Source organism: Flavobacterium sp. UGB4466 (assembly GCF_903469665.1).
Classification (GTDB): Bacteria; Bacteroidota; Bacteroidia; order Flavobacteriales; family Flavobacteriaceae; genus Flavobacterium; species Flavobacterium lipolyticum.
Genome location: NZ_CAGKLC010000059.1, coordinates 24,808 through 30,807, shown reverse-complemented (window position 1 = coordinate 30,807; position 6,000 = coordinate 24,808). Strand labels below are relative to the sequence as shown.

5 protein-coding genes are annotated in these 6,000 nt (G+C 34.2%); 4 read left to right on the top strand and 1 reads right to left on the bottom strand.

What is annotated here, in order from left to right:
- Positions 1 to 263 precede the first annotated feature (263 nt).
- Positions 264 to 836: a hypothetical protein gene (locus JO950_RS14410; protein WP_202703288.1), complete on the top strand. Its 573-nt coding sequence runs from the start codon at positions 264 to 266 to the stop codon at positions 834 to 836.
- A 297-nt stretch (positions 837 to 1,133) separates the two neighbouring features.
- On the opposite strand, the gene JO950_RS14405 is transcribed toward JO950_RS14410, so the two are convergent.
- The gene (locus tag JO950_RS14405) at positions 1,134 to 2,177 is read right to left on the bottom strand and encodes a hypothetical protein (protein ID WP_202703287.1); all 1,044 of its coding nucleotides are present in this window, start codon (positions 2,175 to 2,177) and stop codon (positions 1,134 to 1,136) included.
- Between the two features lie 482 nt (positions 2,178 to 2,659).
- On the opposite strand from JO950_RS14405, the gene JO950_RS14400 reads away from it, so the two are divergent.
- From JO950_RS14400 to JO950_RS14390, 3 genes are all read left to right on the top strand, one after another.
- Positions 2,660 to 4,186: a S10 family peptidase gene (locus tag JO950_RS14400; RefSeq protein WP_202703286.1), complete on the top strand. Its 1,527-nt coding sequence runs from the start codon at positions 2,660 to 2,662 to the stop codon at positions 4,184 to 4,186.
- A gap of 228 nt (positions 4,187 to 4,414) precedes the next feature.
- The gene (locus tag JO950_RS14395; protein WP_202703285.1) at positions 4,415 to 4,921 is read left to right on the top strand and encodes a GNAT family N-acetyltransferase; all 507 of its coding nucleotides are present in this window, start codon (positions 4,415 to 4,417) and stop codon (positions 4,919 to 4,921) included.
- Positions 4,922 to 5,077: 156 nt separating this feature from the next.
- Complete coding sequence (locus JO950_RS14390) at positions 5,078 to 5,626, top strand: HutD family protein (protein WP_202703284.1); 549 nt, start codon at positions 5,078 to 5,080, stop codon at positions 5,624 to 5,626.
- The last annotated feature ends 374 nt before the right edge of the window (positions 5,627 to 6,000 follow it).

Here is a 6,000-nt window from a genome sequence, read left to right as displayed (position 1 = left end):
GCTCGTGCTAGCAAAGATTTTCAAATTAAAAATTAGAATCTAACAATCGGGATGCTCACACTAGTTTAGGGGATTTTTTTTATCATTAGACATCAAAGTTTAAAAAATTGGTAAGAAAAAAACAGGGATATTTAAAAACGAAATTAACTTTAGATAACTCAAACTAATTTAAGACAACAACAGAGGGTTGTTACCTGTATACAAAAGTTTAGATCCATTTTTACCACGAAATCTCACTAAACAAGAACTTTAAATTATATATCATGAAAAATGTTTACCAAGCAATTTTGGAAAATGTAAAAATGAAAATCTTGAAATCTTCTGATAGAGATCTTTTTTCAGATCAATTTGAAAATGTGACTTACAATACTTATGCAATTGAAACTCCATCATTAGATAAAACTCAAACCGTTGTAAAAATTGACAAAGAAATAATTGGATTTCACAACGCTCCATCTGGAGTTTCATTTTCTCCGGGAAGCTATATGGATTATGCAATTTTTCAAATTCCAATCATTGGAAATCTAGAATTATTCGGAAATATTGTTGGAAATCAATTTTACAATGGTAGTAATAAATACGTGAATGGTCGAAACTTTCTATATAAAGAGTTTTCATCACAGCCTATTTCGGGAAACGAACCTTTGATTGAACAAATAAAAGAACGCGCAAAAAATTCTGTAAATGGTTTAGAAACAGCTTTAGCAAGTTTTAAAAAAGTTGCAGAAAACTTTAACCAAAACGAACTTAAAAATCTTATATCTGAAGTAACTGCATCTGAAAAAGAGAAGAGAAATACTAAATCAGATTCAGAAAATAAACTAAATCCCTTTTAATAAAAATTATGTGAAACAATCCCCCGCTAGCGCGAGCGTCCCGCTCGTGAACGCAAAGAAAATCGATAATCAATTGGAACGGACACCAGCGAGACGCTCGCGATAGCGAGGATTTTCTGGGGTAATAGTATCTTTTTTTTAAAGAAACTTTGAAATTACTTACTTTTAAGGTAGAAGTTTATGCTTTTGACTAAAGATTCTTAGTTTATACCGCTTAGAATTTCCAAAAATTTAAAAAGTTCGCAAAGTTTGGTTTAAACTTTGCGAACTTTTTAAATTTACAGTTATTCCTTCTAATTACTTATAAATCAAATTCACTTTTGCATCCGAAAAAGTTTTAGTACTAGTCGTAGTAGTAGGACCGTTCTTTGAATACCTATAGGTAGTTCCTGACATTAAAATCTCATTTAATTCTCCGGATTTATCAAAATTTCTTTTTATGCTAATGTTTTTAAAATAGGTATAACCTACCATAAAAACGACATCTTCATTGTTATCAAATTCTATATCTACGATATTATTTTTACTCTTTTTACCTAACTTGTCATCAAAAAAAGTTGCAAATGCTCCACTAACACAGAAAATAGGAGTTTCAAAGTTAATATCTCCAAAATTAATATAAGCACTGTTATCGTATTTATATTTCATAATATTAACATTCCCTATAGAAATATTAGTTCTTTTAAGCTGAGTAATATTTCCATCTGTAACTTGAAAGTCAAATTGACCTCCTAAAGTATAGCTTTTTCCATTATCTTTACTTGAATAGTATTGAATTTTAGAAAGATAACGATCCGAATAAGCAAAAGTAACAGAATCTATCTTTGCACCAAATGCTTCATTTGTACTTTCGTTTAAAAAAGAGCTTCTCTCAATTATAGTGGTAATATCTCCATTTTTTAATTTCAGTGTTTTTTCTGAATAGTTTTTATATCCGGCGACAGGATCTTCTATCAAATTAATTTTTATGATATCAGAACTCACATAAGTAACACCATAAATCCAACCATCCATGCTAATTTTGCTAATTCTATTTAAATTATCAAACTCATGTTTTACTTCATTCAAAGTGTATGGTAAAGGATGCCCCCCATCATAGGAATATTTAGCTGTGCTTATTTTTTTAGTCACAGGATCTATAACCTCAGGATTTTTAATAGTGGGTTGTGGATTTTCAGAATCAGAAGAACAGGAAACAATGCTAAAAAAAATAAGCGGTAAAAAGAGTAATAGTAATTTTTTAAATTTCATATTTAGTTTGTAAAAATTAATTAGTAGGGCTTTCCCCAAATGAGGCGCCAAAAGTAAGTATTTTGTTCTTAAAAATAAATCAAAAACCATTATTCCATTTAGTAATAATCCTAAAAGGGGAAGTTAGAAAATTGTTGATTTCATCCTGCTCCCGAACACAAACAAATTAAATCACAAAAAATTCGGCTAAAGCCATTTCCTATTCTCTTCTTTATTTTCTCCAGTTGAAGCTGGAGGCTATTCAAAAAAAAATCTAAAAAATTAACTTCAATATAAATCAATTCAATAGCCCTCAGCTTCAGCTAGGGGTTTTGTATTCAAAAATAAGAATTGGGCTTTAGCCAAATACTTATTTTTGACTAAAGCCACAATGAAAACTTCCTAAAACCTCCAACTAAAGCAGGAGGCTAGTCAAAAAACATGGGGGATCCCTATCCCACTTAGACCTTCCTAAAATTACTTCTCCTCTCTTAGAGATTAAAAATCCTCACTTATGATTATTTTTATATCTTTAAAAATTCTAAATACAGCCACCTGCTTAGAGCATTAATTTCTATTAACACCCTATTTTTATGAAAAAAACATTGCTTGTATTCCTTTTAGCCGGATCCTTAATTTCATCTGCTCAGGAATCAAAACCAAAAGCTCCCCAAGCCCCTGCAAAAGAAGAAAATTCGCCTTCTAATCTTACTTTCAATCCGGATGCTAGTGTGATCACCAATCACTCCGTTACCATAAAAGGACAAAAAGTTCCTTACAAAGCTACAACAGGTACGATGCCGGTTTGGGACGAAGACGGAAAAGCAATTGCCGGATTGTTCTACACCTATTATGAGCGTTCTGATGTAAAAGATCAGGCTTCGCGTCCGCTAGTTATTTCCTTTAACGGTGGTCCGGGTTCTGCTTCGGTTTGGATGCAGATTGCTTACACAGGACCGAGTCTCTTAAACATTGATGATGAAGGATATCCTGTACAGCCTTACGGAATAAAAGAAAATCCGTATTCTATTCTGGATGTTGCCGATATTGTTTTTGTAAACCCTGTGAATACGGCTTATTCCAGACCTACCAGCAAAGACATTCCTACTACAAAATTCTTTGGCGTAAATGCCGACATTAAATATCTGGCCGACTGGATCAATGGTTTTGTAACCCGTACCAATCGCTGGGCTTCTCCTAAATACCTAATTGGCGAAAGTTATGGCACAACCCGTGTCTCGGGATTAGCGCTTCAATTGCAAAACAGCCAATGGATGTATCTTAACGGAGTGATTTTGGTTTCTCCAACTGAATTAGGAATAACACGTGGTGTAGTTTCTGATGCTGCTCTTAAATTGCCTTATTTTGCAGCTACTGCCTGGTACCACAAAATGCTTCCTCCTGATCTGCAAAACAAAGATTTAACAGACATGTTACCCGAAGTGGAAGATTTTACCGTCAACGAACTTCTTCCTGCATTGACCAAAGGAGGATCTCTGAACGACCAAAAAAGAAAAGAAATTGGCGTTAAAATAGCACGTTATTCCGGTATTCCGGAGAAAGTGATCCAGCAAAACAATTTAGATCTTCCTTATGATTATTTTTGGAAAGAACTGCTAAGAGATAAGGGCTATACGGTAGGAAGACTTGATTCGAGATACAAAGGAATTGACCGCAAAGACTCAGGCGAAAGCCCTGATTTTAATGCCGAACTTACTTCCTGGCTGCACTCGTTTACGCCTGCCATCAATATGTACCTACGCAACAATTTGAACTACAAAACAGACTTTAAATACAATATGTTCGGCTCTGTACATCCTTGGGACAGATCGAATGATAAAACAGGCGAAAACCTAAGACAGGCTATGGCTCAAAATCCATATTTGCATGTCATGGTACAATCCGGATATTACGATGGCGCCTGCGATTACTTTAATTCAAAATACGATTTATGGCAAATGGATCCAAGCGGAAAACTAACGGATAGAATGTCATGGAAAGGTTACCGAAGCGGTCATATGATGTATTTGAGAAAAGCAGATTTAGAAGCTGCCAACGAAGACATCAGAACTTTCATTAAGCAATCCTTACCTAAAGCCGGACAACCTGCAAAATACTAAATTGAACCTCTTGGGTTTAATGAACAAAAATTGATTTAACACATAGAAACATAGATTTTTAAGCATAATCAAAGAGGACGAAAAAGAGAAACAAATTTCTTTCACATAGAAGTATATGTGAATTAAAATAAAGTGAAACGTCTTTTTCAAAAATACTGAACCTATGTCTCTATGTATTAAATCAATCATAACCAACATATTAAGACTAAATTACAATTACAATAATTCATGATTACAAAAGCTTCTTTACAGGACATTCCGGCGTTAACCATTTTAATCAATTCGGCCTACAGAGGGGAAACCTCCAAAAAAGGCTGGACAACCGAAGCCAATTTATTAGAAGGAAAAAGAACTGACGAACAGGAAATGACCGAAATTTTTCTGGATCCTAAAAACACCATTCTAAAATACACCGAAAATGATACAATTATCGGTTCGGTTTTACTGGTCGAAAAAGGACAGCAATTGTATCTCGGAATGTTAACGGTTTCACCGGAATTACAAAACAGCGGTATCGGAAAAAAGATGCTGTCTGAAGCCGAAAATCATGCGAAAGCTTTGGGATTATCCAGTATTATTATGACGGTGATCTCGGTTCGGGATGAACTTATTGCGTGGTACAAACGTCACGGCTATGTTGATACAGGCGAGAGAGAAGCTTTTCCAGTAAGTGAAATTCATGTTACTATTTCTAAAGAACCTCTGGAGTTTATTTACTTAGAGAAGGTTATTTAGTTTTATTTGTTTCAAGTTTCAAGTTTCAGGTTTCAAGTTTCAGGTTTGAGGTTTGAGGTTTGAAAGTAAAAACTAAAAAAACTTAGTAACTCAGCACCTTAGAACCTTAGTACCTCAGAAAAACCTTTGCCCCTTTGAACCTCCAATAATAAAAAAATGACCCTACACCTTTTACCCAAAGAAAATTGTAAACCCGCTGTTTGGAGCGGTGGATTGACGTATGAATATATGATCTATCCCAAAACAGCAAACTACGCTGATAGAGATTTCGCATTCAGAATAAGCAGTGCTACCATAGAGCAGGAACCATCGGTATTTACTCAATTTAAAGGTTATCATCGATATCTGGTTATGCTTGATAACGATTTGCATATTGAGATAAACAAACAAAAGAAGATATATGAGCAATATGAAATCATGGAATTTAACTCAAATGATGCCGTAACTTCTTTTACAAAAGGCATTGATTTTAACTGGATGGTTTCTGAAAAAATATCCCATCACCAACTGAAAATAACAGCTGTTAATCAAAATTGTAATGCTCAAATCGTACTTTTATTTTCTTTAGATACAACCGTTGTTCAAATTAATGAGAAGACGTACGATCTAAAACCCTATGATTTACTGATCATTGAAAATCCGGAAAAGAAAAACATAACACTTCACTTTTCTAATAAATGCCTCTTTGGAGTATTGGATTTTTAATTCCGGAATGAATTTAACCGCAACGTTCGCGAAGGGTTACGCAAAGATTCGCAAAGTTTTTTTGGCAGGTATGGTATATGCTCGCAAAGGCACAAAGTCGCAGAGTTTAAGCTCTTCTTTGTTCTTGCCTCTTTCTTCTATTTATCAAAGCATACTACTAAAAAAACTCAGCCCCTTAGCCTCTTAGAATCTTAATATCCCATTACCAATGAAAATAACAGCTGCTAATCAAAATTGTAATGCTCAAATGGTACTTTTATTTTCTTTAGATACAGCCGTTGTTCAAATTAATGAGAAGACGTACGATCTAAAACCTTATGATTTGTTAGTGATTGAAAATCCGGAATGAATTTAACCGCAACGTTCGCGAAGGG